Annotated in this window: 15 protein-coding genes; 12 read left to right on the top strand and 3 right to left on the bottom strand. The window is 73.7% G+C overall.

What is annotated here, in order from left to right:
* Nucleotides 1-78: 78 nt before the first annotated feature.
* Both ACFC8N_RS41945 and ACFC8N_RS41940 read right to left on the bottom strand, forming a co-directional pair.
* Entirely contained in the window at nt 79-1,455 is a 1,377-nt protein-coding gene (locus ACFC8N_RS41945) for a hypothetical protein (protein WP_362822342.1), read from the bottom strand.
* Between the two features lie 133 nt (nt 1,456-1,588).
* Nucleotides 1,589-1,996 carry a nuclear transport factor 2 family protein gene (locus ACFC8N_RS41940; protein WP_356031130.1) on the bottom strand — a complete coding sequence of 136 codons (408 nt, stop codon included), beginning with the start codon at nt 1,994-1,996 and terminating at the stop codon, nt 1,589-1,591.
* Between the two features lie 138 nt (nt 1,997-2,134).
* Here ACFC8N_RS41940 and ACFC8N_RS41935 point away from each other — a divergent pair, with 138 nt between their 5' ends.
* Complete coding sequence (locus ACFC8N_RS41935) at nt 2,135-2,971, top strand: MerR family transcriptional regulator (RefSeq protein ID WP_376294820.1); 837 nt, start codon at nt 2,135-2,137, stop codon at nt 2,969-2,971.
* Here the strand turns inward: ACFC8N_RS41935 and ACFC8N_RS41930 are convergent.
* Entirely contained in the window at nt 2,911-4,038 is a 1,128-nt protein-coding gene (locus ACFC8N_RS41930) for a hypothetical protein (protein ID WP_376294817.1), read from the bottom strand. The two genes, ACFC8N_RS41935 and ACFC8N_RS41930, sit on opposite strands and share 61 nt — an antisense overlap.
* 392 nt (nt 4,039-4,430) lie before the next feature.
* Here ACFC8N_RS41930 and ACFC8N_RS41925 point away from each other — a divergent pair, with 392 nt between their 5' ends.
* From ACFC8N_RS41925 to ACFC8N_RS41875, 11 genes are all read left to right on the top strand, one after another.
* Nucleotides 4,431-5,159: a hypothetical protein gene (locus ACFC8N_RS41925; RefSeq protein WP_376294814.1), complete on the top strand. Its 729-nt coding sequence runs from the start codon at nt 4,431-4,433 to the stop codon at nt 5,157-5,159.
* A 319-nt stretch (nt 5,160-5,478) separates the two neighbouring features.
* Entirely contained in the window at nt 5,479-6,819 is a 1,341-nt protein-coding gene (locus ACFC8N_RS41920) for an MFS transporter (protein ID WP_356031136.1), read from the top strand.
* Between the two features lie 138 nt (nt 6,820-6,957).
* Entirely contained in the window at nt 6,958-8,259 is a 1,302-nt protein-coding gene (locus ACFC8N_RS41915) for a non-ribosomal peptide synthetase (protein WP_376294812.1), read from the top strand.
* A 300-nt stretch (nt 8,260-8,559) separates the two neighbouring features.
* Nucleotides 8,560-11,754, top strand: a complete 3,195-nt coding sequence (locus tag ACFC8N_RS41910) for an amino acid adenylation domain-containing protein (RefSeq protein ID WP_376294810.1) — start codon at nt 8,560-8,562, stop codon at nt 11,752-11,754.
* On the top strand, nt 11,751-13,667 hold the full coding sequence (locus tag ACFC8N_RS41905) for a non-ribosomal peptide synthetase (protein WP_376294808.1): 1,917 nt from the start codon (nt 11,751-11,753) through the stop codon (nt 13,665-13,667). The genes ACFC8N_RS41910 and ACFC8N_RS41905 overlap by 4 nt, the downstream gene beginning before the upstream one ends.
* 1 nt (nt 13,668) lies before the next feature.
* Complete coding sequence (locus ACFC8N_RS41900; protein ID WP_376294805.1) at nt 13,669-15,504, top strand: amino acid adenylation domain-containing protein; 1,836 nt, start codon at nt 13,669-13,671, stop codon at nt 15,502-15,504.
* Nucleotides 15,494-18,472, top strand: coding sequence for a condensation domain-containing protein (locus tag ACFC8N_RS41895; protein ID WP_376294802.1), 2,979 nt, complete (start codon nt 15,494-15,496; stop codon nt 18,470-18,472). The genes ACFC8N_RS41900 and ACFC8N_RS41895 overlap by 11 nt, the downstream gene beginning before the upstream one ends.
* Before the next feature lie 568 nt (nt 18,473-19,040).
* Entirely contained in the window at nt 19,041-20,009 is a 969-nt protein-coding gene (locus ACFC8N_RS41890) for a cyclase family protein (protein ID WP_356031145.1), read from the top strand.
* Nucleotides 20,010-20,130: 121 nt separating this feature from the next.
* Complete coding sequence (locus ACFC8N_RS41885; RefSeq protein ID WP_362822333.1) at nt 20,131-22,953, top strand: SpoIIE family protein phosphatase; 2,823 nt, start codon at nt 20,131-20,133, stop codon at nt 22,951-22,953.
* A gap of 120 nt (nt 22,954-23,073) precedes the next feature.
* Nucleotides 23,074-24,627, top strand: a complete 1,554-nt coding sequence (locus tag ACFC8N_RS41880) for a sugar ABC transporter ATP-binding protein (RefSeq protein WP_376294799.1) — start codon at nt 23,074-23,076, stop codon at nt 24,625-24,627.
* Nucleotides 24,624-25,718 (top strand): ABC transporter permease, encoded by a 1,095-nt coding sequence (locus tag ACFC8N_RS41875; protein ID WP_376294797.1) that lies wholly within the window; start codon nt 24,624-24,626, stop codon nt 25,716-25,718. Before ACFC8N_RS41880 ends, ACFC8N_RS41875 begins: the two co-directional genes overlap by 4 nt.
* The last annotated feature ends 48 nt before the right edge of the window (nt 25,719-25,766 follow it).

Raw genomic sequence — 25,766 nt, 5'->3', positions numbered from 1 at the left:
CGAACGTGGTCGCGGCGCGGCCACGAAGCACTCGGGTGAGGCGGGGCGGGACCCGATGTGCCGGGGCACACGGCTCGGTCAGCCGAGTGAGCTGTCTACCGAGGTCAACGGCACGGAGTACAGGACCCGTTGCGGAATCGCGGTATCGGTTCCCGTCCAGTGCCCCGCGCTGTCGGCCGCCCATTCGGTGAGCGTCCACACCCGGCCCGTACTCCACCAGTAGGACATGCTCTCGGTGTGCTGGCCCCAGCAGGCGTACGTGATGTCCTGCCCGCAGTTGGCGGCCCCCTTGGCCCCGCTGGTGTTCTGCCGCCACAGGATGCCGTGCTGGCCGACGCCGCCGCGCGCATCGTCGACATAGAAGTTCGGTGTGCCGCCGCTGGTGGCGCTGTGCGACAGCACTCCCTGCAGCCCGACGGCCTTCGTCTCGTACGCCGCCGAGGCGTTCACGTGGCCGCTGCTGTCCGTGGCGAGGTAGCCGGGCTCGGAGCTGAAGTCGTACCGCCAGATGCGGGCGGGCTGGGTGCCTCCGGAGGAGAACCACTCGGTGGCGACCAGGCTGTCCGGCACACTGCTGCGGTCCAGCGAGATGGAGCCGAAGCACGGCCGGGAGTCGTCGTTGTCCGCGTTGCAGGCCCCGCCGGCGAGGCTGTAGGAGCCGATGGCCGGCATCACGTACTGATAGCCGTCCGCCGACCAGCCGCCGCTCACCTTGCCGATCGCGGAGCTGTTGACGGTGGCCTGGAGGATCCGCTTCATGTCGAAGACGTACATCACGTTGTTGTCGGCGTCCCCCTCCCACGACGTGACGATCAGCTTGTCCTGGTACCAGACCATGCCGCCGAGGTGGGACTTGAGCGCGCGGTAGTCGGTACCGCCGTTGAGCGGGATGACCGGCAGCACCCAGCGGTACTTGAAGTTGCCCGGATCGTTGGCGTCGATGAAGGCGATACGGCCCATGTGGTCGCTGGTCGTGGCGCCGTTCTGCCCCCACCCGGCCAGGATGACCTTGTTGGTGCCCCACATACCGTCGTTGTCCGCGTCCCCGGAAGAGGTCACGGACTGCGGCAGCCAGTCCTGCGTCACCGCGTCACCGGTGTCCCAGCAGTAGGCGGACTCAGCGGTCGGTTTCACCGGCAGGGCGGCGGTCTCGGTGCTGTGACAGTCCGCCGCGTTCCGCATCGGATGGTTGGCACTGGCGAGCACCTGGTCGACCCCGCGGGACGTGCCCATCTCGCTCGCCAGGTTGTCGAGAGAAGCCGTAGGGACGCGGTGCTCGACCAGTTGGAGCTTGGACAGCTCCGAGGAGGAGGTGATCGTCGTCAGTGCCCCGGGGTTGTCGCCGGGTGCGGCCTGAGCGGTGCCCGCCAGAACAAGCAGCAGGGCCGCCGCCGCATGCACGGCGGCGGCCACAGCGGGCCTCAGGCGATTCTTGAATATTCCATGAGCCTTCATCTGACGGATGTTAAGACGATATTGACCGTGACCCCAGGGAAAACGAACACGGGAACCGGACGAGGCGGGGCTGGGCCCGCTCTCTTCCCGCATCCCGTTCCGAGACGACCACGCGGGGCGGACCGGCCAGGCCCTATGCCTCGGGCAGTGGCTGGACGGTCAGGTGGTAGTCCTGAAGGATCCTGCCGTCGTCGTCGAGGGCGAGGAAGACCCGGGCGGCCCAGGCCACTTGGCCCACCTGGGGGCCCGAGGCGTACGTCAGCTGGACGGTGAGCATGACGATGTCGTCGTGAACAGTGACGTGGTCGTCGTGCGTGACGTGATAGGTGCCGGACGCGACGAACAGCCCGTACGCCTCCGCGACCCGGTCGACCAGTGCGTCGTGGCCGCGGAACTGGGTGCCCTCGACGAACTCGACGCCGTCCGCGGCCCACAGCTCGGCGACAGCGCGCCGGCGTGCGGCGGCGTCCGCCTCGCTCCAGACGGCGACGTAGCGACCGACGACCTGGTCGACATCGACGGCGGTGGTGATGTGTGACATGGAGGTCCGCTCCCTTGCTCGGTGTGATCGGCGGCCCGGTTCCGGCCGTGGGCAGCAGGCTTCCGGCGGCCGTCGCGGGAGAGTCAAGGCAAGGGCTCCGCCGGACTCTCCCCCTACGGGAGGCCGCACAATCGACGGGTGACGAGCCACCTGTCGATCGGGGACTTCTCCCGAGCCACCCACATGACCGTCAAAACCCTGCGCCACTACCACGAGCTCGGGCTGCTCGAACCAGCCGATGTGGATCCGAGGAGCGGATACCGGCGCTACTCGGCCGAGCAGATCCCCACGGCCCAGATCGTGCGCCGTTTCCGCGACCTCGGGATGCCTCTGGAGGAGATCAGAACGGTCCTGGCCGCCTCAGACGTTCCCACCCGCAATCGGCACATCAGCGCGCACCTTCACCGGCTGGAGGAGGAACTGGGCCGCACCCAGCGCGCCGTGGCGGCACTGCGCGACCTCCTGTCGGCGCCCGCCTCCGCCGACTTCCCCGGTATCGAGCTGCGCAGCGTCGGCGCCGTCCAGGCCGCGGCTATCACTGCGACGGTCGAGGGCCAGGACATGGCAGCCTGGTTCCAGGGCGCCCTCGGCGAACTGTTCGCGACGGTAGCGAGCCAGGGGCTGCGGGAGACCGGGCACGCCGGCGGCGTGTACGGGGACGAACTGTTCACCCTGCACCGGGGAGAGGCGACCGTCTTCGTGCCCTGCGACGGCCCCCTCCGCCCGGTCGGAAGGGTCCAACCTCTGCTCGTGCCACCGGCCGAACTCGCCGTGATCGAGCACTGCGGGCCGCCCTCGGAAGTCGACCGCGCCTACGGCACCCTGGCCGCGTACGTCGCACGTCACGCACTCGCCGTCCAGGGCCCGATGCGCGAGTACTACCTGCACAGCCGGCGCCACACCCCCGACAGCACTCAGTGGCGGACCGAAGTCTGCTGGCCCGTCTTCCGCACCAGCATCCCCGACCACACGTAGCCCCGCGGACGCCGATGAAGGCCGGCGTGCGTCTGTAGCGGTGCCGTAGGCGCCCTGCGCCTCGGCGGGGCAGAAGTGGTGATCGCCCACAACTGGCGGGTGGCCAGCGGGGGTTGAGCAACGTACTCAGCCGTCCGCCCGCCCGGATTCCGGATGCCGCGGATCGAAGACGGGTGACAGCGACAGTGACGGCGACAACGTCCGTCGCCCTCGGTGTGCCGCCATGCGGGACCGTACAAGCTCCCGGTCAACGACGCGGCTCCCCGCGCAGGCCCCGGCCCCGGTGTGCGAAGCTCAGCCCAGCCACCGGACACCATGCCCGAGATGTACCTGTTGGTGTCGGGCCGGCGCAGCAGTTCGGTCGTGAAGGTGCGGACCGGCGCGAGTTCCTCGTCCTGGGCCGGTCGACGGTGAGCAGGACCGCGCCGGGCCGCGACGGCGAGTCGGGCCCGGCTCTCCGCGTTGGCGAGCAGCGCCGGACGGCGGCGCACCCCGCGCGGTCCGCCGTCGGCCGCGCGGGTCTTCAGCGGCGCCGGAACCACCGGCAGACCGTTGATGCCCCGGATCAGGGCCCCCGATTCGCCGGAATCGAAGCGCTCGGGCAGGCATACGGTCCGGTTCGGGCACGGAAGTTCACGCTCGACGAGGGTGGCCGGGACCGCTCTCTCGCCGGGGCTGCCCGCGGCGACTCCGATCACGATCTCCTCGACACGGAACGCAGGCGCGGCCAGGCAGGCGCCGTCCGGTACCAGGTGCGGAGCGCCGCCGAGCGGCGTCTTGTCCGTGGCGCCGGCCGGTTCGCCCTCGGCGCCGTTCACCACGATGACCGGCGGCGCGCCGGTGCGGTCGGCGGTGGCGAGCACGGCCTGGGCCGTGCGGGCGGACGGGAAGCCGGCGCCGCCGCGGCCGGACGGGGCGAGGGCTTCGGCCAGGGTGAGCAGAGCGTCCCGGTCCGGTTCGGCCAGTGGCGGGTGCACACGGCTGTGGGCGGCGAGGTCAAGGTGTGCGCTCAGCCGCGCAGAGTTCAGCCAGCGCGCCTCGGGCGGCCTCAACAGGGCGTGTTTCACTCGCTGCTCCCTGGCTGGGCCAGGCGTGGCGACCAGGACCCCGGTCTCGCGGCGTGCTGGGGCTGTCCGGGCGCGCCGGCACTCGGTGCGGAGCTGTGGGTGGCCAGAAAGCCGAGCGCCGCGACGGCGCACGCGAAGTAGTCCAGAAAGGCCATCAACCGCCGGAGAGGCCGGCGCCGGCGGCACGGCACGACAGCGCACATCGTCAGCCCGTGTCCCGGCCGGTGGCAACGGCCCCGGGTGCGGCCCACGGCCGTATCGACAGCCGCCATCGGCGGCGAACCCTCCGGCATCGGTGGGAGTTGCGGTCTGCGACCGCGCGTCGTGGCCACCGAGCGGCGTATGACCAAGCTGTGCACAGCCGTTCGAAGCGACCTGCGATCATGAGGCGTATGCGAAGCAGAGGTCACGTGCGGGCAGCCGCCGGCGCAAGCTGTGGTGTCTTGTTGGTGCTGTCCCTCGCTGCGTGCGGCGCCGGGGGTCATCGGAGCGCCGCCGTGCGTGTCCAGGCGGACGCCGCCCGCCCTCGAAAGGCGACCCTGAAGCGCGTACCCGGCATCGGGGATCGGTGGTGGAAACAGGTGCCGGCCGACTCGCGTCAGGTCGTGGCCGTGTTCGGGGCGGGCGAGAACTCCCCCGACTCCACCGTGGCGGTCTTCACCGAACACGGCTCCGGGTGGCGGCAGGAGCGGTCCTGGCCGGCGCACAACGGGCGGAAGGGCTGGACGACGCATCACCACGAGGGTGATCTGCGCAGCCCCGTGGGAGTGTTCACGCTGAGTGACGCGGGCGGTGTGCTCGCCGCGCCCTGGGCCAAGCTGCCGTACACCCGCTCCGCGGGCTTCCAGGCGCCCCGGTCCTGGAAGAGGTCGTATTGGCACGACTTCGACTACGTCATCGCCATCGACTACAACCGCGTCAAGGGCACCCCGCCCAACGACCCGGCCCGGCCGGAGGGGCAGTCGGAAGGCGGCGGCATCTGGCTGCACATGGACCACGGCAGCGGCACATCGGCGTGCATAAGCCAGTCCAAGTCGTCGATGGAGTACCTGCTGCACACCCTCGACCCCACGCTCCACCCTGTCGTGGTGATGGGAGAACGCACGGTGCTGAACGGCTGACGGAGCAACACCTGCGGTCGAGAATCGCATAGTCGACGGAATGAGAGGTTCCGCACGGTCGTGATCACGCATGTGCATTTTCGGTCAGGAATGAACTGACCACTCCATGTGAGGGGTGCCACTTGAGGCGCCCCTCGCATCCGCGTCGTCGCCCGCCCCCACCGAACCCGTGCGGCTTGGCCGGTGACGGTAATTCATGCGGGAGGAACCTCGTTTATGTGAAACTTTTCCTACCTTGGCGCCAAACAGACGCAAGAATCGACCGAAACTGACCGCGATCCTTTGACTCCGGATCGCAGTTTCGGTGAATGTCGCTCACATGTCCGTCACATCCCGAGCCGCCACCGGTGGCCCGATGCGCATACGCGACTTCCGGCTGCTGCTCGCGGGAGCTGCCACCGGACAGCTCGGCGCCCAGGTCACGCTGGTGGCCCTCCCCCTCGTGGCCGTCCTCGAACTGCACGCGTCCGCCTTCCAGGTGGGCCTGCTGACCGCCGCGGAGACCGCTGCCTTCCTGCTCGTCGGGCTCCCCGCCGGAGCACTGACGGACCGCATGCGCAAGCGCCCCCTGATGATCCGCGCGGACCTGGTGCGCGCCGCGGCGATGGCGACCGTCCCCGCCGCCGCGCTCGCCCACGTCCTGACGATGGCCCAGCTCTACGCCGTCGCGCTCGTCACCGGCGTGGCGACCGTGTTCTTCGACGTCGCCCACCAGAGCTACCTGCCGCAGATCCTCCCCCGCGAGCAGCTCGTGGCCGGCAACGGCGCTCTGGAGACGGTCCGGTCCACCGCCCAGGTGACGGGCCCCGGTGTCGGCGGCGGACTGGTGCAGCTCGCCGGAGCACACCTCGCCGTCATCGCCGACGCCATCGGCTACCTGCTCTCCGCCCTGTTCCTGCTGCGCGTCGAGCAGCCCGAGGAAACGCCCGCGGCGGCGGCCGGCGGGTCGCTGCGCAAGGAGATCGGCGAAGGCGTCCGGTTCGTCGTCGGCCACCCGCTCCTCCGCGTCATCGCCCTCACCACCGCCCTCGCCAACCTCTGCACGGCCGTCCTCATGGCGACACAGACCGTGCATCTCGTCCGCGTCGTCGGGCTGAAGCCGGGCGCGCTCGGGCTGGTGCTCTCCGGATCGGCCGTCGGCGGACTCCTGGGCGCCCTGTGCGCCGGGCGCCTCGCCGCCCGGCTGGGCCAGGCCCGGGTCATCCTCCTGTCCGTCATCGTGACCGGCCCGTTCGCCGTGCTCTGGCCGCTGTCCGGCCACGGAGTCCTCGGCGCGGTCCTCTTCGCCACCGGATCGACGGTCGTCTCCTTCGGCGCCGTCGTCTACAACGTCGCCCAGGTGAGCTTCCGTCAAGGGCTGTGCCCGCCGCGGCTGCTCGGCCGGATGAACGCCACGCTGCGCTTCCTCATGTGGGGCACCCTGCCGCTCGGCGCGCTCCTCGGCGGCGCTCTCGCCGGGTCCTTCGGGTCGCGTACGGCGCTCGCCTGGTGCGCCGCCGGCTTCCTCGCCGTACCGCTGCCGCTGCTGCTCTCCCCGCTGCGCCGGATGCGGGACCTGCCCGGACCCGGCGACCCCCAGGCGGGCGCGGCCCCCGGGAGCCCGCAGGAGACCACCACCGCGGACGGTGCCGAACAGTCCGCTCCCGCGCCCACCCACTGACCGCCCGACCCGAGCGGCACCGCCGGAACAGCTCCGCGCGAGCACCGCCCACCGCCGTACCCGTGCGGCAGGCCGCACGTCGTCCGTACCCGCCACCGCCCCGTGCCGCGCCACCGCGGCCACGACTGAGAGGACCAAGTGCTCAGCATCACCGGCCAGTACCTGGCCCGCTTCCGGCGTCTCACCGCCGACGACCGGTCCGACGCCCTGCTGCCGGTCACCGGGGCACAGCGCCGCTTCGTACTGGTGCGTTCGCTGGACCCGTCGGGACGCCCCGACGTGGTGCCGATGTTCTTCGCCTTCCCGTACGGAGCCGTCGACCCCGAGCGTCTGCGGACAGCGGCCCGCCGGCTCGCCGCGCGGCACACCGTGCTGCGCTCGCGGCCGGCCGTCGTCCGCGGGACCCCCGTGCTGCGCGTCGGGGACCCGGACGTCCACGTGACCCGGCCGACTCCCGCTCCGGGCGAACGGCCCGCGGACACACTGCGCCGTGTGCTGGCCGACTGGGATCCGGACGGCCCACCACTGAGGCTCTTCCTGGTACGCGACACGGATCGCGAGGAGGACATCGTCGCCGTCGTCCTGGACCACGCGGTCTGCGACGGCCGCTCGCTGGCGCGGATCGTCGAGGAACTCGGCGCCGCGTACGCCGAGGACGCCACCGGGCCCCGTCCGCCAGCCGGGGAACGCGAGCGGACAGAAGCCGAACGCGCCGCCTACCGGGAAGCCGTCCTTCTCCAACTCGCCGCCGAGGAACGGTCGGAGACACCCGAGGCGACCGCGTACTGGGCGGACCGGCTGCACGCCCTGCGCGCCCAGGCCCCTGCGGCCCGCACCGCGCGCGTACCCGACGGCGCGCTCCCGAGCGGTGCAGCCCAGGCCCGGCTGCCCGCGCCCGACCACGGCGTACCCTTCCCCGCGCTGCTCGACGCCTGCCGCTCGGCGGCCCGCGCGCTGTACGGGCCGGGCCACGTCGTCCCGCTCGGCTACCCGTGGGGCGGCCGCCCCGCCGGTGCGGACCCGGTCGTCGGCTGCTTCCTCAACACCGTCGTCTTCCCCGCCGACACCCGGGACGAGCCCGCAGCGGGGGCGACGGCCGACGCCTGGTGGGACGACCTCGACCGGGCCGACGTCCCGTTCGACGTGGTCGTGGCCGCGGTGCGGGCGGCCGGCTCGGGCTGGACCGGTGCTCTCGACGGACTGCTGACCGTGGACGACGACAGCCGCCGGCCGCCGCTCAGACTGGCCGGTGTCGAGGGACGGGAGATCCACGTCGACGGCAGACCGGTCCGCGCTCCCTTCGCCGCCTCCGTCACCCAGGGAGCGGAGATCCGGCTGCGGATGGTGTGGGACCGCGCCGTCCTCGACGACGACACCGCACACCGGGCGCTCGACGCGCTCACCGAGGCGCTGCGCCCCGCGGAGCGGATCGTGCGCTGACCGCCTGCACCCGAACGCGGCCGAACCGCTGGGCAGTTCGGCAGGCAGGTCGGTGGGCAGTTCGGTGGGGCAGGCGCCGTTCGTGCACCCCTCCCTGCGCCACCAGCGCACCCGGCACACCGGAACGCACTCGCCGCGCGGAACGCATCGCACGCACCGGATGCGCGCAACCCGAAGCACTCTCACGCACCACCCCCTCTGACACGGCACCGCGCGATCCGCGGAGCCGCCCGCACGACCACCGCCGGCCACGACCGTGACCGGCGCCGGACACCGACCCGACGACCTCAGGGATCGCCCATGCTTCCGCTCTCCTCGTCGCAGGAGATCGTCTGGCTGCACGAACAGCTGCAGCCCGGCAGTCGCGCCTACAACTTCACCGCATCACTCGACCTGTGGGGCACCCTCGACACCGAGGCGCTGCGCCGGGGTCTCGCCGCCACCCTGGCCCGCCACGACGGCCTGCGGCTCGAACTCGTCGCCGCCACGGGATCCGTACCGGGCCAGCGGGTCGCGCCGCGGTGCCTGCCGCGGCTGCGCACCGTCGACCTCGGCGAGGAGGCCGACCCCGAGGCCGAGTTCGCGCGGCTGCTGCGCACCGAGGCCGAGTCGCCGCTCGACACCTTCGAGGCACCGCTGATCCGCTGGACGCTCGTGCGGCTCGCCGCGCGTCATCACCGGCTGGTCCACGTGGAGCACCATCTGATCCACGACGGGCACTCCTTCGCGACCCTGCTCGGCGACGTCTTCCGCGTCTACCGCGCCCATGTCCTCGGCGAGACGCTGGAGCTTCCGCCCGCCCCGTCGTACGCGGACCACGTCCGCTCCCGGGCCGAGGCCGCCCTCGCGCCCGAGTCCCTCGCCTTCTGGCGCGACGAGCTGCGCGACCAGCCCCACGACCTGCCACTGCCCGGCCTCGCCCGCCCCGGCGCCCGCCGCCGGCACCACGGCGGGCAACTGCGGCAGACGATCGGCGCCGATCTCGCCGAGCGGCTGCGCGGGCACGCCCGTTCCCGCGGTCTCACCCCGTTCGCCACGCTGCTCGGTCTGTTCGCGGAGCTTCTGCGCCGGCACAGCGGCCGCTCCCGGATGGTCATCGGCACCGCCGTCGGCAACCGCCCCCTCGGCTACGAGGACGCCGTCGGCATGTTCGTGAACACCATCCCGCTGCCGCTCGTCCTGGACGGCGCCGCTCCCGCCCAGGACACCATGGACGACGTCACGGACACCCTCATCGGTGCCCTGCCGCACCAGGACGTGCCGGTCCAGGAGCTGACCCGGGCGCTCGGCATGCACACCTCGGGCGCGGACAATCCGCTGTTCTCCGTCATGTTCAGCGCCCACGACGCACCGCTGCCCGAGATCGACGTACCCGGCCTCGACATCACCCTCTTCGAGGGGTTCAACACCGGCACCACCCGCTTCGACCTCGACGTGGTGCTGCTGCCGGACGACCGGCGCGGTGTGACCCCGCGTCATGGCGCGCCCGGGATGACCCTGGTCTGGGACTACGACGCCGACCTCTTCGGCGAGGACGTCGCCCGGCTGCTCTCCGGTCGGTTCCTGGACCTGCTGCGCGCCTACATCGACACCCCCGAGGCGCCGCTGGCCGCGCTCGCTCCCGCCGTCGTGGAGCCCGCCGCCCGGCCCGTGCCGGTCGCCGCCGACCGCGATCTGCTCGATCCCGTGGCCGCTCAACACCCTTCCCTGCCCGCCCTGTTGTGCGGCGCGCGCCGTCTCACCTACGGCGAGCTGGACGAGCGCGTCGGCTCCCTCGCGGAGCGTCTGCGCGCCGCGGGTGTGACGCCCGGCCGGCCGGTGGCCGTGGTCCTGCCCCGCGGGGCCGACTCGGTCGTCGCCCTGCTGGCATGCCTGCGGACCGGCGCCGTGTACTGCCCGCTGTCCCCGTCCGACCCGCCCGGCCGGCTCGGACTGCTGCTGGAGCGGCTCGCCCCGGCGCTGGTCCTCACCGGCGAGACCACCCCGGCCCTGCCGGACACGCTGCCGACCGCCCGGATCGACGCACCGGTGCTGCCCCGCGCCCACGAGGCCGGTGTGCTGCCCGGCACCACCTACGTCATCCACACCTCCGGCTCCACCGGAACACCGAAGCCGGTCGCCGTCGGCCGCGCGGCGCTGGAGCACCATCTGACCGCGACCGCGGACCGGTTCGGCCTCACGGCCTCCGACCGGGTCCTGATGTTCGCCCAGCCGTCCTTCGACGTGGCGCTGGAGGAGGTGCTGCCGGCCCTGCACGCCGGTGCGTGTCTGGTCCTGCCCGAGCACGAGGTGCCCACCGGTGCGGAACTCGCCGACCTGCTGGCATCCGCCCGGGTCACCGTCGCCAACCTGCCCACCAGCTACTTCCTCGCCACCCGCGAGGACCTGCGCCCCGCACTGCGCGACGAGAGCTGGGCACCGAGGCTCCTGGTCCTCGGCGGCGAACGCCTTCCCGCGCCGGCACTGCGCGGCATCCTCGCCGACACCGACGCCACCGTCCTCAACGTGTACGGCGTCACGGAGGCGGCCATCAGCTCCACCGTGCACGAGGTCTCCCGTGCGGCGCTCGCCGAGGGCGCCGAGGTTCCGCTCGGCACCGAACTGCCGGGCGAGCGCGTCCATGTACTGGACGACCACCACCGCCCGCTGCCGTCCGGTGCCGTCGGTGAACTCGCCATCGCCGGGCCCGGTCTCGCCGAAGGGTACGCGGGCAACGCGGAGGCGACGGCTGCCCGGTTCGTCGCGGTCGACGCTCTCGGCGGGGAGCGCGTCTACCTCACCGGGGACCTCGGCTACCGCGGTTCGGACGGCCTGCTGTACTTCCTGGGACGGCGTGACAACCAGGTCAAGCTGCGCGGTCACCGCATCGAGCTGGAGGAGATCGAGGCGGCGGCGTCCGCTGCGCTCGGCGGCCGGTCGTGCGCCGTCGTGCTGGACCGTGAGAGCCCCGGCGGGCCCCGCCTCGTCGGCTTCCTCGAAGACGGCGCCGAGCGCGCGGACTTCGACGAGAAGGCGCTCCACGCCGAGCTGAGCCGCCGGCTGCCCGGCCCTCTCGTGCCCGCCCGGTGGGCCGTGCTGGACTCCATGCCGACGCTCTCCGGCGGCAAGCCCGACCGTACGGCCCTGGCCCGTCGTGCGGCCGCGCTCGACCCCGTGACCGCCGCCGAGTCCGGAGTCCAGGCCGGGTCCGGGACCCACTCCGGGTCCGAGGCCGACGCCGGGTCCGCGCACGGGCCGGCGGCCGCCGTGTCCGACGATCCGATGACGGCCCTGCTCACGGAGGGCTGGCGCGAGGTCCTCGGCCACGGCCGCTTCGACGCCGGTTCCCACTTCTTCCGCAGCGGGGGACATTCCCTGCTCGCCGCCGAGCTCGCGGCCTGGCTGGAGCCCCGGCTGGGCACCCGCCCGCCGCTGAAGCTGCTCTTCGGCAACCCCGTACTCGCCGACCAGGCCGACGCCCTCGCGGCCGTCGCCGAACGTTCCTCGGAGTCATGATGAACCACACCCCGCCCGACCCCGGTGCCAGGTCCACGGCACCCGGCACCGGCACCGGCACCGGCACCGGCACCACGCTCAGCATCGCCCACGGCCCCGCCGGCGAACCGACCCGCGTGCTCGCCCGCTTCGAGGAGTGGACCCTGCGCGCGCCGCACACGGCGGCCGTGATCGACGGCGCCCGGACCTGGACGTACCAGGAACTCGACACCGCCGCCACGGACGTGGCCGCCGCCCTGCGCGACCGCGTTCGCCCCGGGGACCTGGTGGGCGTCTGCCTCGACCGCTCCACCGCCCTCGTGGTGACCGCGGTCGCGCTCGCCCGGCTCGGCGCCGTGTACCTGCCGCTCGGCCCTCGCCCCGGCGAGCGGCGCACCCAGGCGGTCACCGAGGACCTCGACGTCGTCTGCCTCGTCGGCGACCCCGGCGTCCTGCCCGAAGGCCACCGGACCGGGGAGAGGTGCCCGCTCCCCCTGCCCACCGACGGCGTGAACGCCCCCGCCACCGTGGTGGCGGCCTTCGCCGCGAGCGGCAGCCGTGGTGCGCGGCGCGCGCCGGAGGGCGCGTTGTACGCCGTCCTCACCTCCGGATCCACCGGCCGGCCCAAGGCGGTCGCCGTGGCCGAGGCCTCGCTGTCCGTCGCCCTCGACTGGTACCGGGCCGAGACCGGACTGGCACCGGGCGACCGTCAGTCGCTGCTCATCGGTGTCGCGTTCGACCCGCACCTGCTGGAGCTGTGGGCCGCGCTGACCTCCGGTGCCGCCCTCGTCCCGGCCCCCGACGACACCCGCTGGGACGCGCAGGTGCTGACCGACTGGTGGCGGGACGCCCAGGTCACGGTCTCGGTGGCGGCCACCCCCACCGTGGAACCGCTCCTGGACCGGCCATGGCCCACGGGCCTGAAGCTGCGCCACCTCGTCGTGGGCGGCGACCGCATGCGCCGCCACCCCGGCCCCGACGTCACCGCGACCGTCCACAACGCCTACGGCCCCGCGGAAGCCACCGTGGTCACCACCGCCCACGCCATGCGGGGCACCGACGCGACGGCGGGCGAGCAGGCCCCGCCGCCCATCGGCACCCCGCTGCCCGGTGTCACCGTCGTCGTCACGGACCACGACGGCAGGCCGGTCGCCCGCGGGCGGGACGGCGAGCTGCGGATCGGCGGCCACTGCCTGGCGCTCGGCTACCTCGACCCCGAGCTCACCGCGCACCGGTTCACGGCCCCGCCGGAGGAACTGGCGCGGCCCGCGGTCGACCGTCTCTACCGCACCGGCGACCGGGTACGGATGAACGCCGACGGCTGCCTGGAGTTCCTGGGGCGGCTCGACGACCAGGTCAAGATCAGTGGGGTTCGGATCGAACCGGCCGAGGTGGAGGCCGCGTTCGAGCAGGATCCCCGAGTGCGCGGTGCCGTCGTCACCGTGCTGCGCGACAGCTCCGGGCACGCCCGCCTAGTCGCCCACGTCCGGCCCGCGGACGGCACCGAACCCGCCGCCGGCGACCTGCTCGCCGCGGTGCGCGCCTGGCTTCCCGAGCAGGCCGTTCCCGCCGCCGTCCGGATCGTCGACCGCTACCCCCTCGACGCCAACGGCAAGGTCGACCGGATCGCCCTGGCGGCCCAGAGCTCCGCTCCCGTGGCGGCCGCCGCCCCGGACGACCTCGCCGACGCCTCACCGACCGAACGGCTCGTCCTGACGGCCGTACGCGACCTCCTCGGCCGCCCCGGGACCGGCCTCGACGACAACTTCACCGACGCCGGCGGCACCTCCGTCGTCGCCGCGCGGCTGCTCGTGGCCGTCGAGCACGCCACCGGAGTACGCCCGCGCGCTCGCGACCTGCTGCGCAGCACCGACCTGCGCGCCTTCGCCGCCCTCCTGGACCAGCGCCGGACCCCGCAACCGGCAGGAGCCTGACATGACACTTCTCAGCCCGAAGCCCGTCCGCACCCCGTCTCACCCGCCCGCGGCGACGGCCCTCCCGGCGCTCGTCGTCCGGCACGCCGAACTCGCCCCGCACGCCCTGGCCGTCGTGGACGGCGACACCACGCTCACCTACGGGGCTCTCCTCCGGTCCGGCCGCGCCCTGGCCGCACGCCTGCGGGAGAACAAGGTGGTCCGCGGCGACCGGGTGGCGCTGCTGACGAACCGGTCGGCCCGCACGGTCGTGGCGCAGCTCGCGCTGTGGCTGGCCGGCGCCGTGTGCGTGCCGCTGGATCCGGCCCAGCCCCGGCCGCGCACCGAGGCGATGATCTCCGACGCGGGGGTGACGCTCACCGTCGGCGACGCGAAGCTGCTGGAGGCGGCCGCGCTCACCGGGCCCGTCCTGGCCCTGCCCGAGGAGCCGCTGCCGGACGGCGGGCCGCTGGACGAGTCCGATCCGGACGGCGCGGCGTTCATCATGTTCACATCCGGTTCCACCGGTCGTCCCAAGGGCGTCGCCGTCCCGCACGGTGCCGTCGCCGAGCTGGTGACCGCGCCGGACTACGTGACCCTCACCGCCCGCGACCGCGTCCTGTTCCACTCGCCCATGACCTTCGACGCCTCGACCTTCGAGGTCTGGGGCGCGCTCGCCAACGGCGCCGCGGTCGTCGTCTGCACGGTGCAGCGGCCCTCTCTGGAGGACCTGGCCCGGCACGTCGAGCGCCACGGCGTGACGGTGGCGTTCTTCACCACGGCCCTGTTCCACCAGCTCGCCGCCCGTCGCTCCCGCGTCTTCGCCCAGCTCCGCTCGGTCGTCGTGGGCGGCGAGGCCCTGGCCGCCGCGCCGGCCCGTGAGGTGCTCACCACGTTCCCCTGGCTGGAGCTCGTCAACGGCTACGGGCCGACGGAGACGACCACCTTCGCCACCGCCCACCGGGTCACCGAGCGCGACTGCGACGCTCCGCCGCCGATCGGCAGGCCGATCGCCGGGGCCACCGCGCACGTCCTGGACGCCGACGGCCGCCCGGTCCCGGTCGGCGAGAGGGGCGAGCTGTGGATCGGCGGCAGCAGGCTCGCCCACGGCTACACGGGTCTGCCGGAGCTCACCGCAGAGCGGTTCGTGGACGACCCCGTCGCCGGCCGGCTCTACCGTACGGGCGACATCGCGTCCTTCCGCCCGGACGGCATCCTGGAGTTCCACGGTCGCAACGACGACCAGGTCAAGGTCCGCGGCTTCCGCATCGAACCCGCGGAGATCGAACACGCCCTGCGCCGGCAGCCGGAGGTCGACGACGCCGCCGTGGCCGTCGACCGCGCCGGGACGTTCGAGGCGCGCCTCGTCGGGTTCGTCGTCGCGGCGCCGGGGCCCGTGCCCCGTGCCGAAGCCCTGCGCGAGCGGCTCGCCGGTCTCCTGCCCGCGCACCTGGTGCCCGACGCGGTCACCGTGGTGGAGCGGCTTCCCCTCACGCCGGCCGGCAAGGTCGACCGGCGTGCGCTGACCGAACGCGCCCTGCCGTCCGGCGACGACCCCACCGACAGCCCGGCGGCCGCCCTGACCCCGCTGGAACAGGCCGTCGCCGAGGTCTGGAGCCGGGCACTGGGCAGCGAAGTCACCCGCGCCGACGCCGAGTTCATCGCCCTCGGCGGCCACTCGCTGCTCGCCCTCGCCGTCACCGACGACCTGCGCGAGGAACTCGGCGTCGAGCTCTCCCTCGCCGACTTCTTCGCCGCCCCGACCGTCGCCGCACAGGCCGACCTGGTCGAACGCGCCCTGCTGGCCGCCCACAGCGACCTCCACCCCGAGAGCCCGGAGCACAGCGATGCCCACTGACGCCGACTCCACGTCACGGATGCAACAGCAGCAGCTCCAGCGGGAGTTGCTGCGCCGGGCCCGCGCCGGAGCCGCACAGCGCATCCCGGCCACCGACACCGGCGCGGCCCCGGGCGACGCCGCCCGCACGCCGAAGGACACTCGCGGCACCGCCTCGGCGGGCGACCCCGTCCCCCTCTCCCGCGCCCAGCGTCGCATGTGGCTGACGGAACGGCTCGGCGGCGCGGGTGCCTCGTACCACGTGCCGTTCGCCACCCGGGTGCGCGGCCCGTTCGACCCGGCCGTGTTCGAGACCGCGCTCAGCGCGCTGGTGGCCCGGCACGGGATCCTGCGCACCCGCTACGCGGAGCATGCGGGCGAGCCCTGCCAAGTGGTGCTCGGGGCACCGCGCACGGTCCCCGTGCCCGTGGTCGACACCGACGCGGCGCACGCCCCGGCGCTGCTGCGGCGGGAGGCCGCCCGGCCGTTCGACCTCGCGGCCGGGCAGGCCGTACGCGCACTGGTTCTGCGCCACGGACCGCTGGACCACACCGTCCTGTTGACGTTCCATCACATCGCGATCGACGGCGGGTCGTTGGAGACCGTGGCCGCCGAACTCGGCACGCTCTACGCGGCGGCCACCGACGCACTCGGCGGGCACACCCTGACGACGCCACCGCAGTACGCCGACCACGCGCGCCGCGAGCACGACGGGATCCCCGGCCTCGCCGCGGAACTGGACCGCTGGAGCGGCCTGTTGGCCCACGCCACCCCGCCCCGGCTGCCCCGGCCGACGACCGCCGCGGCGTGCACCGGCAGCCGGCCGGCGGCCGTGCACAGCGTGCCGCTCGGGTCCGCGCTGCCCGACGCCCTGCGCAGGCTGGGTGCCGAGCGGGGCGCCACGCTGTTCACGGTGTCGCTCACCGCGGCCTTCGCCGCCCTGCACCGGCTCACCGGCGACGACGACCTGGTCATCGGCGTGGCGGGCACCCATCGCAGCGGAACCGCGATGCGCGGCCTGGTCGGTCTGTGCGTCAACACCCTGCCCGTACGGGTCGACGCCTCCGGCGACCCGTCCTTCGCCCAGTTGCTGCGACGGGTGTGCGACGCGCTTCTGGAGGCCCAGCGCCACCGGCACATCCCCTTCGACCTCGTGCTCGAACGCCTCGGCGCCACGGCGCGCGGCGGCGACGGCACCGCGCTGGTCGGCGTCACCGCCGATGTGCTCGGCGAGCCGACGGTGCTCCGGCTGCCCGGCACGTCGGCCGAGTACGTCGATGTCAGCACCGACGGCGCGAAGTTCACCCTGTCCTACGCACTGGGGCTGGGCGATGCCGCACGTCCCGTGGCGCTCGTCCAGTACGACGGCGACGCGCTGGACGACACCGTCGCGGAGGCGACCGCGCGGCACTACGCGGCGCTCCTCGACGCCGCGACGACCGCCCCGGAACGTGCGCTGAGCAAGCTGCTGGGCCCCGTTGCCGAGGCCCGGTCGACGCCGGCCGGTGACGGCGCCGACGCGGACGGCGCGGACGGCGCCGGCCACCCGGCGGCACGGGCCCTGCGCGCTCAGCCGCAGGTCGCCGACGCGACGGTGATCCAGCCCGCCCAGGGGCCGCCGGTGGCCTATGCCGTCCTGCGCGACAGCGTCGGTCCGTCCGGCCAGGAACTGCTCGGTCTGCTGCGGCGGACGCTGGCGCCGGAGTCCGTACCGGCCACGGTCACGCTGCTCGACGCGCTGCCGCGCACGGTCTCCGGAGAGCTCGACGGCGCCCGGCTGCCCGGGACACCCGCGCCGAACCCGCCGTCCGGTGCCCGGGCCGAAGCCGTCACCGGGGCCTTCACCGAACTGCTCGGTCCCGTCCCCACGCCCGACGACGACTTCTTCGCCCTCGGCGGTCACTCCTTGGTCGCCGTGCAGCTCGCCGAACGACTGCGCACCGAGCTCGGACTGCCCCTGACCGGTCTCGATGTGCTCCAGGCCCGTACCCCCCGGGCACTGACCGCGCTCCTCGACGAACGCGCGGCACAGCAGGCCGCCGCCAAGGCCGTGGGCAGGCCGGACCGGTCCCGGAAGGTGCGCGCCGGGACCGTTCTGGTCACCGGCGCGACGGGTGGCGTGGGCGCGTTCGTCCTGCGCGAACTGGCCGCCCGGGGCCGCCCCGTGCTGGCCCTCGCCCGGCCCGAGTCCGCCCATCTGATCGCCGCCGAGGGAGTCGACGTCGTCGAGGGCGACCTCTCCGACCTGGCCGGACTGCGCGACGCCGTCGCGAACGCGGACGCGATCGTCCACGCGGCGAGCACCTTCACCCGACCCGAGGTCGACCTGGCGGCCATGGAGACGATGGTCGGCGCCTGGCGACGGGGCCCCTTCGTCTTCGTCAGCAGCGTGGACGCCTACGGTCATCCCCGTACCGACCGGGTCGCCGAGGAGTCCCCCGTGTGCGAGCCCGTCAGCCCGTACGGCAAGGGCAAACTCGACTGCGAGGCCATGCTGTTGCGCGCCGCGGGCACCGAGGGGCGCGGGGGCGCGAGCGCCGTGCGCTCACCGATCGTCTGGGGCGCGCACGACCGGCTGCGCGAACAGTTGCGCTGGGGCGCCATCGGCGGGCTCTACCAGGCAGCCCACCGCGGCGGCGCGATCGAACTGCCGCGTCCGGGCACCGGCGGCCACCCCTGGTACGGGGTGGCCTGGGTGCACGCGGCAGCCCTGGCCCGCGCGGTGGCCGAGTGCCTGGACCGCCCCGTCCACGGCGTCGCCAACGCCTGCAGCGGTCACGTGTCCTGGCACGACCTGGCGCACGACCTCGGTGAACTGCTCGGCTCACGGCCCGACGTCCGTGAGTCCGGCGAAGTCGCGCAGGACCTCGACCACCACTGGCACTACGACAGCGCGCGCCTGGCCCGTGTCCTCCGGGCACGGCCGGGAGAGGACCGGCGGACCGTCCTGGCCGAGATGATCGACGGCATGACGGGCGACGACGGCTGACGCCCCGACGGCGCCCGGAGCCTGCGCGAAGGCACCGGGCGCCGCTCGCCGCACACCGCACGCTCCGCCGGAAAGGCCTCGTGCCGGTGCCGTCCTGGGGTGGCGTGGCATGGGCACCGGGGCCGTTGGTGATCAGACGGCTGCGTGTGTCCGCTCCTGGAAGACCCCCGGCCATCCCCATGACGGGGATGTCGTACTTCTGGAGCGCCATCGTGTCGGCCCGGCCGGTGGCAAGCGTCCGGTGCAGGGAAGCACCGAGATGTCGGCCCCCTCGGCCTGCGGCCCAGGTCCGGACCGAGCACCGGACAGGGGCTCGGTGTGGCGGCGAACAGGGCCGCGTGATCAACCTGCCATGCCACCAGTGGCGCTCCCTTCCCGCCTCACCGGCTCCTCCTCGATCTACGGGCCGCCCCGCGGCTGCGCCTGCCGTGCGGAGGCGTGAACCGGCGGTTCGGCGCGGGTCGTGCAAAGCTGGGATTCCGGGCCGGCGGGCCGCACGGCGGTGTCCCGCCGGCGCAGCGATGCCCCGTCGCCGGGGCCGTGTCGACGCCGGGGACGGTGAGTGCGGATGAGCCCGAACTCCGCCGACGACCCGGATCCGGGGCCCGCCGGTGCCGGTGACCGGCCCGCGGTCTCCCGCCGGGAGTTCGACGCGCTCTTCGAGGCGGTGCGCACATGGGGCCGTTGGGCCCCGGCCGACCGTGGCGCCTGGAACCGGGTGACGGCGGAGCACGTGCGGCGGGCCACGGCCGGCGTGCGGTCCGGGCAGGTCGTCCCGCTGGCGCTGCCCTGGAACACCGTGCCCGGCCCGGACAACCCCAGGCCCGCGCTGCACCACATGACCGATCTCGGTGACGTGGAGCGCCCGGAACCCTCCACCCACAAGGACTTCATCGCCGCCGACTACCACGGCAAGGCCGTCACCCATCTCGACGCCCTGTGCCATGTCGCCTATCGAGGGCGGCTGTACGGCGGCCGGGCGGCCGAGGACGTGGTGGGCGCGGCAGGTGCCCGATTCGGCGCGGTGTCGGCGCTCGGCCCCCTCGTCACGAGGGGAGTCCTCCTCGATCTCCCCACCGTCCTGGGGATCCGCTGGCTGGAGCCGGGGCGGGCGGTGCACGCGAAGGACGTCGCCGCCGCGGAGGAGGCGCTCGGTGTGCGGATCGGCGAGGGCGACGCGGTGCTGCTGCGCTCCGGGCACGTCCGCCGCCGTGGGGACCTCGGTGCCTGGGATTCCGCCTCGGCGAGCGCGGGCTTCCACGTGGACGCGGTACCGCTGCTGGCCGAGCGCGGCATCGCGCTGCTCGGCGGTGACGGCGACAGTGACGTACGGCCCTCACCCGTCGACGGCGTGCACTCGCCCGTCCACGCCCTGGTCGTGGCCGCGATGGGGGTGCCGCTGCTGGACAACCTCGATCTGGAGGCCCTGTCGGCCGCGACGGCGGAGGCGGGGCGGTATGAGTTCCTGCTCGTCGTGGCGCCGCTGAACGTCCCGGGCGGGACGGGCTCGCCCGTCAATCCGGTCGCCGTCCTGTGACCACCCGCCTCCGATGTCCGGTTTCTCGCCTATGCCCTATTGGCTCTATTGTTTGGAAAAGGAACTCTTGCAGGCTCGAGTGAGGCGACACGTGGTTCTGCCAGGTGGGAAACCGACACTGATGGGGCGTGCGACAGACGGCACGGGGCCCGCCCGTTCCCGTGAGCGTTTTCTTGAGGGTGAGCCGGTCGAAGACTGCGTGCGCACCCCGATCTCGAACTCGTGGCAGCGCTGCCGGGCCCTGGGGCTCTCGCCCGACCAGTCCGGTCCTCCCTTCCGGGCCGACTTCGATCGTGAAGCCCGTATCGTCCGCGCGGCCGTGCCGGTACTCGACCGGCTGCAGTCCTGGTTCGCCGACAGCGCGATGAACATCTCCGTCGCGGATGCGAGCGGGACGGTCCTCCTGCGCCGCTTCGGATCCGCGTCCCTGGCCAGAAGCCTCCCGGCGTTCCAGCGTGAGCCCGGATTCGTGTTCGCCGAGCAGTACGCCGGCACCAACGGAATCGGTCTCGCGCTGGCGGAGCGCCGCCTCATCCAGGTCTACGGCGCCGAGCACTTCGCCGAGCGCTCTCAAGGCAACGCCTGCCGTGCGCTTCCCGTCCGCGACCCGCTCAGCGGCCGCATCGAGGGTGTGCTGTGCCTCGGCTATCCCCGGAGTGCCGAGGACCCGGCGCTGGCCACCGTGATACGCAGGGCGGCCCACGCCATCGAGAGGCGGCTGCTGGGGCAGAGTTCCGACCGTGAGCGGGCCCTGCTGCGGGCGTACCTGGACACCGGCGCCGCAACCGCCACCGGCCCTCACCACAACGTCGGGGTCGGAGACTTGGCCCTCGCACTGCGTCCCCGTGACCGCGAGATCCTCATGGCACGGGCCGCCGAGCTGATCTCCTGCGGGCAGCGGGCCGCGGTCCGTGTCCGCCTGTCCGACGGCCGGCGGGTCACCCTGGTGAGCCGTCCGATGACGAGCGCCACCGGGGTGGAAGGCTTCGTCGCCGAGGCCGTCCTGCCCGGACCCGCACCGCAGGAACCGCTCCTCGTCCCGCCGCCGGCCGGGCAGCCGTGGCGCTTGCCTGTCGAAGCCGCCGCCTCCGGTGCCCCCGCCGTCCCCTCGTCCCGGGCCGCCCGCCTCACCACGGTGCCCGGCCTCGCGCCCGGCCGCACCCGTGCGCGCGCCAAGGGCGCCTCGGTGGGCGAGCCCGGCGTGACGGCAGGCGGCCGCCCCGGCTCCCCGTCCCCGGCGCGAGGACTCGTGCTGGTCGGAGAGCCGCACGTGGGGCGCTACGCCCTCGCCGCCCGGCGCCGCCTGGAGCTGCTGAGCGACGCGAGCACGCGCGTAGGCACCACGCTGGACGTCCTCCGCACCGCCCAGGAACTCGCCGAGACAGCGGTGCCGCGACTGGCCGACTACGTCACGATCGACCTGCCCGAGGCCGTACCGCGCGGCGAGGAGGCCGCCGACCCCCTCACCAGCCTGTACCGGACGGTGGTCCACGGCATCCGCGACGACCGGCCGTTCCACCCGGTCGGCAAGCGCATCGACTACGGTCCGACCACTCCGCAGCTGCGCTGTCTGACCAGCGGGAAGGCGGTGCTGGAGCCGGACCTGCACGCCGCCGCGGGCTGGCTCGCCCAGGACCCCGAGCGCACCGAGGAGCTGCTGACCCACGTTCACTCCCTCATCGCGGTCCCCCTGATCGCCCGCGGTGTCGTCCTGGGCGTGGCCGCCTTCTACCGCGGGCGGGACCCCGCTCCCTTCGGCGACGACGACCGTTCGCTGGCCCAGGAACTCGCCACCCGCGCCGCCCTGTCCATCGACAACGCCCGGCGCTACACGCGCGAGCGCACCATGGTCCTGGCCCTCCAGCGCAGCCTGCTCCCGCACAGCCTGCCCGACCAGGACGCCGTCGAGGTCGCGCACCGCTACCTGCCCGCGGAGTCCGACGTGGGCGGGGACTGGTACGACGTCATCCCGCTGTCCGGCACCCGGGTCGGCCTCCTGGTCGGCGACGTCGTCGGCCACGGCATGCTGTCGGCCGCCACCATGGGCCGGCTGCGCACCGCCGCCCGCAGCTTCGCCGAGCTCGACTTCCCCCCGGACGAGGTCCTCACCCAACTCGACAACCTGGTGGGACGTCTCGACCGGGAGGAGCCCGCCGCGGGCGAATCGGGCATCATCGGCGCGACCTGTCTGTACGCCGTCTACGACCCGACCACACAGCGGTGCACGATCGCCCGCGCCGGGCATCCTCCCCCCGCGCTGATCCGCCCCGACGGCACGGTGTCCTTCCCCGACCTGCCCGCCGGGCCCCCGCTCGGGCTGGGCGGCCTGCCCTTCGAGGCCGTCGAGATCGACCTCCCCGAGGGCAGCGGCCTGGTCCTCTACACCGACGGACTCATCGAGGACCGGGAGCGCGACGTCGACGTGGTCCTCGACCAGCTGCGCGCCACCCTCGCCCACGCGGAACGCACACCCGAGGAGATCTGCGAGGCGGTCCTCGACACCGTGGCGCCGGCCCACCCCCATGACGACGTCGCCCTGCTCGTCGCCCGTACCCACGCCCTGGACCCGCAGCGGATCGCCACCTGGGAGCTGCCCGCCGACCCCGCTCTCGTCAGCGAGGTCCGCGCCTCGGCCCTGCGGCAGCTGGCCGACTGGGGACTGGAAGAGGCCTCCTTCGCCGCGGAGCTCGTGCTGAGCGAGCTGGTCACGAACGCCATCCGCCACGGCTCCGGGCCCGTCCGGGTCCGCCTGTTGCGCCACCGCACCCTGATCTGCGAGGTCTCCGACACCAGCAACACCGCCCCGCATCTGCGCCGCGCGGCCACGACCGACGAGGGCGGCCGTGGTCTGTTCCTGGTGGCCCAGCTGTCCCAGAGCTGGGGTACGCGCTACATCGGGCAGGGCAAGGTCATCTGGGCCGAATGCGGGCTCGACGCCGCCTGAGGTCGTCGGCGCGGCTGGCCCGTTGGGGGCGCAACGAGCGACAAATCCGTAATGCCATGATTTTCTCCACTAGTATCACCGGCGAAAGTCGGGAAGAAATCGCCCTGCCGACCCCCGGAGATGTCCGTGCCCGACCCTCCCGACACCTCCGCGTACGCGGTCAGGGACGTCGAGGACGGCGCCCTGGTCCGTATCCGCGGGCTCGTCAAACGGTTCGGCGGGACCCTCGCACTGGACGGGGTCGACCTCGACGTCCGGGCCGGCAGCGTCCTCGCCCTGCTCGGCCCCAACGGTGCCGGAAAGTCCACGCTCATCAAGGTGCTGGCAGGCGTCCACCAGGCCGACGCGGGCCGGATCACGGTGGCCGGGCATCCCCTCGGAAGTCACGCCGCCTCCAGCGGCATGTCCTTCATCCACCAGGACCTCGGGCTCGTGGAATGGATGACGATCGCCGAGAACTTCGCCCTGACCACCGGATATCCGCGCCGCGCAGGACTGATCTCCTGGCAGCGGACCCGGGAGCGCTGCGCCAACGCCCTGGAAACCGTCGCCGGACACCTCGATCCCGACACGCCGATCGCCCGGCTCGGCCCCGCGGAACGCTCACTGGTCGCCATCGGCCGGGCCCTGGCCGCCCGCGCGCGACTCGTCGTCCTCGACGAGCCGACCGCCCGTCTCCCCGCCGCGGACTGCGCCCGGCTCTTCCAGGTCCTGCACGCCTTGCGCGACCGGGGCCACGGCGTCCTCTACGTCACCCACCGCCTGGACGAGGTGTACAAGGTCGCCGACACCTTCGCCGTCCTGCGCGACGGCCGGCTCGTCGGCCACGGCCCGCTGGCGGGCCACAGCCCCGCCCGTCTGGTGCACGACATCGTCGGCGCGGAACCGCCCCGTCCGCGCCCCGCCACCGGCGCCGCCGGCGGCCCCGTCGTCCTGACCCTCGACGGCGCACGGACCGCCGGCACGGGAGCGGTCGCCCTGCGGCTGAGGGCCGGGGAGGTCCTGGGCCTGGTCGGCCTCTCGGGCGCCGGACACAGCGACCTGGGCCGGGCGCTCGCCGGGGCCCGGCCCTTCCTCGGCGGCCGGGTGCTCCTCGACGGCAGGCCCTACCGCCCCCGCACGGTCGCGGACGCCGTCGCTCGCGGTGTCGGCCTCGTACCCGGCGACAGACAGCGGGAAGGCTGCGCCGCGGGGCTGACCGTGCGCGAGAACCTCCTGGCCAATCCCCGCGCGGGAGGCCTGCCCGCGCTGCGCTGGATCGGTCCCCGCCGTGAACGCGCCCGGGCGGCGGAGCTGATCGTGCGGTTCGCGGTGCGTCCGCGCGACAGCGAGGCCCCGCTCGCCACCCTGTCCGGCGGAAACCAGCAGAAGGTACTGATCGGCCGGTGGCTCCGGCCGGGCCTGCGCCTGCTGATCCTGGAGGAGCCGACCGCGAGCGTGGACGTCGGGGCCAAGGCCGCGCTCTACCGGCTGCTCGACGAGGCGCTGGCCGCCGGGCTCGCGGTCCTGCTCGTCTCGTCCGACTTCGAGGAGGTGGCGGGCGTGTGCCGGCGCGCCCTGGTGTTCGTCCGCGGGTGCGTGACGACCGAGTTGAGCGGTGCGGGCCTCACGGTCTCGGGACTCACCCGGGCGGCCTCGGCCCTTCCGGACCACGGAACCACCACGGGCTCATGACCGCCCCGCCCTCCCCCCTCGCGCCGCGCTCCCGGCCGCACCGGCGGGGCCCGGCCTGGCAGTTCGTGAGCGCCTACGGCCTCCTGGTCCTCACCGCGCTGCTCTTCCTGGTCTTCTCCCTCACGCTGCCGCAGACGTTTCCCACCCGGGACACCGTCGACTCGATCCTGTTCAGCCAGTCGATCCCGGCGGTCCTCGCGCTCGCCGCCATGGTCCCCGTCGTCACGGGTTCGTTCGATCTCTCGCTCGGCTACGGTCTCGGCCTGGCCCATGTCATGGTGCTGCAACTCGTCGTCCACGCCGCGTGGCCCTGGCCCTGGGCCTGCCTCGTGGTGATCGTCGGCGGCGCGGTCGTGGGTGCTGTCAACGGTGTGGTCGTCGAGTTCGGCCGGATCGACTCGTTCATCGCCACCCTCGGAACCGGCAGCATGCTGTACGCCGTGACCGGCTGGGTCACCGGCGGCGGCCGCATCGTCCCGGGCCCGGGCGGTCTGCCGGCGGCCTTCACCGACGTCTACGACTCCCGGCTCCTCGGCCTGCCGCTGCCCGCGTTCTACGTGCTCGGCCTCGCCGTCGCCCTGTGGGTGGTGCTGGAGCGGCTGCCGCTCGGCCGGTGCCTGTACGTCATCGGTGCCAATCCGCGCGCCGCCGAGCTGGTCGGCATCCCGACCCGCAGGTACACCGTCTACGCGTTCACGGCATCGGGGCTGATCGTCGGCTGCGCCGGTGTGCTGCTGGCGGCTCAGCAGGAGATCGGCAATCCCAGCGTCGGCCTCGACTATCTGCTGCCCGCCTTCGCCGGCGCCCTCCTCGGCTCCACCGCGATCAAACCGGGCCGCCCCAACGCCCTGGGCACGGTCGTCGCCGTGGCCGTACTCGCCGTAGGCCTCACCGGCATCGCACAGATGGGCGGCGACTTCTGGACCACTCCCCTGTTCTACGGCGGCACTCTCCTGCTCGCCGTGGGACTGGCCGGCTACTCCGCGCGCCGACTGCGCACCGGCGCCGACGCGCCCCGCGGCGCGCCGGCCGGCACGCCGCAGCCTCCGTCGAAGGCCTCCGGCGGCGGAACCCCGGGCACCGCTCCATGATCCACGCGAGGGCCCCGGCTCCGGAACCCGGACGCACCCTGCCGCTCG

It is taken from the genome of Streptomyces sp. NPDC055966, from assembly GCF_042269865.1.
GTDB lineage: Bacteria > Actinomycetota > Actinomycetes > Streptomycetales > Streptomycetaceae > Streptomyces.
This window is presented reverse-complemented; position numbering and strand designations above follow the sequence as displayed.